This is a genomic window from Cellulomonas septica, from assembly GCF_012396155.1.
Taxonomy (GTDB): Bacteria; Actinomycetota; Actinomycetes; order Actinomycetales; family Cellulomonadaceae; genus Cellulomonas; species Cellulomonas septica.
Window position 1 is genome coordinate 1 of record NZ_JAAXOY010000500.1, and the last position, 2,696, is coordinate 2,696.

The window sequence follows — 2,696 nt, forward strand, 5'->3', positions numbered from 1 at the left end:
CTGACGTAGATCGTGAGCGCGGCCGTGTCGTGCGGGGCGCGCGCCAGGTCGGCGAGCAGCTCCCGGTCGCCGGGCGCGGGCGTGCCGTGCACGTACGCGCGCTCGACGGCGGGCAGCCGGTCGTCGCCCGGGTGCTCGACGTCGACGTGGTCGGCGAGGAAGCGCCGCAGCGCGTCCGCACGGTTCTCCGATGCCACCCACACGTAGACGTCGACGACGGGAGCCATGGCGGGCAGCGTAGACGCGCGGCTCAGGCGGCGAGGTGGAACGTCGTCGCGAAGCGGGAGAGCAGGTCGCCGGGGCCGTGCAGCACCTCGACGACCCCCGTCGCGATCGCGCGGTCGGGGGAGAGGTCGCCCGAGATGACGCGGTGCAGGTCAGGGCCGGCCGCGAAGGACAGGTCCACCGGGCCGTCGCCGCGGGTCACGGCGAGCGACGGCCCGTCGACGCGGACGAGCAGCCCGGCATCGCCCACGTGCGCCGCGTAGGCGGTCGCCGGCAGCGTCGCCGCGACGTCGGGGCGGAACGCGGTGCGCAGCGTCATCGTCAGGGCGTCGGGCGTGACGACCTGCTCGTCGCGGGGGTCGCCCATCGCCTTAAAACCCCACGCCCCGAGCGCGAGCACGACGGGTTCGAGCTCGCGGCCGTAGGGCGTCAGCTCGTAGACGATGACGCGCGACCGGGGTGCGCGCCGGATGATGCCCGCCGCCTGGAGCTCCTTGAGCCGCGCCGCCAGGACGTTCGTCGGGATGCGGGGGAGCCCGGCGGCGAGCTCGCCGTAGCGGCGAGGCCCGACGAGCAGGTCGCGGACGACGAGCAGCGCCCATCGTTCGCCGACCAGCTCGAGGGCGCGCGTGATCCCGCAGTACTGCCCGTAGTCGCGTGCGGCCATCGGCCTCAGGCCTGCTGGCTCGCGAACGCCTCGGGGCCCTGCTCGGCGGCGGCCGGGTCCATCCAGCCGAACTCGAGGACGTTGCCGTCGGGGTCGGTGAGGCCGCGCTGGTACATGAAGCCGTAGTCGGACGCGGGGCGCGGCTCGGTGCCGCCCGCGGCGAGGCCCGCGGCTGCGGCGGCGTCGACCGCGTCGCGGCTGTCGAGGAAGACCGCGGTGGACACCGACGGACTCACGGCGGGGTCGCCGAGCGGCAGGTCCGTGAACGTCTGGAAGTACTCCCGCGTGAGCAGCATGAACGCGCTGTGGTCCTCCTCGACCACGACGCAGGCCGCGTTGTGGTCGGTGAACATCGGGTTGATGGTGAAGCCAAGCGCCGTGTAGAAGCTCTTCGCGCGCTCCAGGTCGGTCACCGGCAGGTTGACGAACATCGCGGTCATGGCGCTCTCCTCAGCGGCGGTGCGAGCGGTGCGGACGCCACCCACACTTGCAAAAAACAAGTGGAGGGTCAAGGGGTTCGTCTGGCCGCCCGCCCCGCCGCGCTCAGCAGCATGCGGCTGCGCATCGACCCGTCGTCGCCCGGCAGGCGCACGGAGCGCACCGGGGCCTCGGGCGGCCGCCACGGCGGACCGGGCTCCGGCAGCACGTCGACGAACAGCCACCGGCCCTCGACCGCGGGCGGGGCGAGCCGGACGGTCGTCCGCCGAGGCTGCTCCGGCGGTGCCGGCGAGGCCCGACACCCGCGGAAGGGCCCACGAGCACGGTCGTGACGCACACCTCATGACCTCGCCACGAGGTCACGACGTCGGCGTCGCCGGTGTGACCGACGCAGCAGTGCCGGGCGTTCATGGCGCCGCGGGCGCACGCCGATGGGACCCCTCGTGCGTCGTCCCGCCCTGCCCCCGCCCCGCCTGCCGGTCGCCCTCCGCGCGCTCGCGCTGCCGAACTACCGGCGCTGGGCGCTCGCGGACCTCGTTTCGAACACCGGGTCGTGGATGTCGACGGCCGCGCTCGGCTGGCTCGTCTTCGACGTGACCGGCTCGGCCGCCGCGCTCGGCGCCGTGGTCGCGGTCAAGCAGGTGCCCTCGATCGCGTTCGGCCTGCTCGGCGGGGCGCTCGCGGACCGGCTCGACGCGCGCCGCGTCCTGCCCTGGACGCAGGGGACGCACGCCGTGCTGGCCGCGCTGCTCGCGGTCCTCGTGCACGGCGGCGACGCGCACCTGTGGCACCTGTACGCGTTCGCCGCGCTCACCGGGACCATCGGCGTGCTCGACGGGCCGTCGTTCGGGCGGCTGCTCGGGCAGGTCCTCGGGCGCGAGCACCTGTCGAACGGCATCGCGCTCGGCTCGATCACGCACTCGACGGGCTGGGTGCTCGGCCTGGCCGCCGGGTCGGTCGTGCTCGCCGGGCCGGGGGCGTCGGCCGTCTTCGCGATCGACGCGGTGTCGTTCGTGTGCGTGACGCTCACGGTCCTGCGGCTGCACCCGGACCTGCTGCACCCGATGGAGCGGGCCGTGCGCGGCGCAGACCGGGTGCGCGACGGGATCCGGCACGTGCTCGGCAGCCGGCAGCTCGTCGTCGTGCTCGCCGCCGGGATCGTCACGGGTGCCGTCGGGCGGCACTTCCAGGTGACGATGGCGGCGATGGCCGAGGGCGTCTTCGACGGCGGGCCCGGTCTCTACGGGCGCCTGTTCACGTGCTTCTCGGTCGGTGCGCTGCTCGGTGCGGCCGTCGCGGCCCGGCTGCGCGCGATGCGGCTGCCCGTGCTGCTCGGGTCGGCCGGGGCGGCCGCGGTCGTGCAGGC

At 74.9% G+C, this 2,696-nt stretch carries 4 protein-coding genes; 1 reads left to right on the plus strand and 3 read right to left on the minus strand.

Annotation, left to right across the window (positions count from 1 at the left end; all coding sequences use genetic code 11):
- From HGA02_RS15680 to HGA02_RS15690, 3 genes are all read right to left on the minus strand, one after another.
- Positions 1 to 227, minus strand: a 227-nt coding sequence (locus HGA02_RS15680) for a hypothetical protein (RefSeq protein ID WP_168680010.1), incomplete at its 3' end; no start/stop codon positions are given.
- A 23-nt stretch (positions 228 to 250) separates the two neighbouring features.
- Positions 251 to 892, minus strand: a complete 642-nt coding sequence (locus HGA02_RS15685) for a winged helix-turn-helix transcriptional regulator (RefSeq protein ID WP_168680012.1) — start codon at positions 890 to 892, stop codon at positions 251 to 253.
- Between the two features lie 5 nt (positions 893 to 897).
- Positions 898 to 1,332, minus strand: a complete 435-nt coding sequence (locus HGA02_RS15690; RefSeq protein WP_168680014.1) for a VOC family protein — start codon at positions 1,330 to 1,332, stop codon at positions 898 to 900.
- A gap of 441 nt (positions 1,333 to 1,773) precedes the next feature.
- Between HGA02_RS15690 and HGA02_RS15695 the strand changes: the two genes are divergently transcribed.
- Positions 1,774 to 2,696, plus strand: a 923-nt coding sequence (locus HGA02_RS15695; RefSeq protein ID WP_168680016.1) for an MFS transporter, incomplete at its 3' end; no start/stop codon positions are given.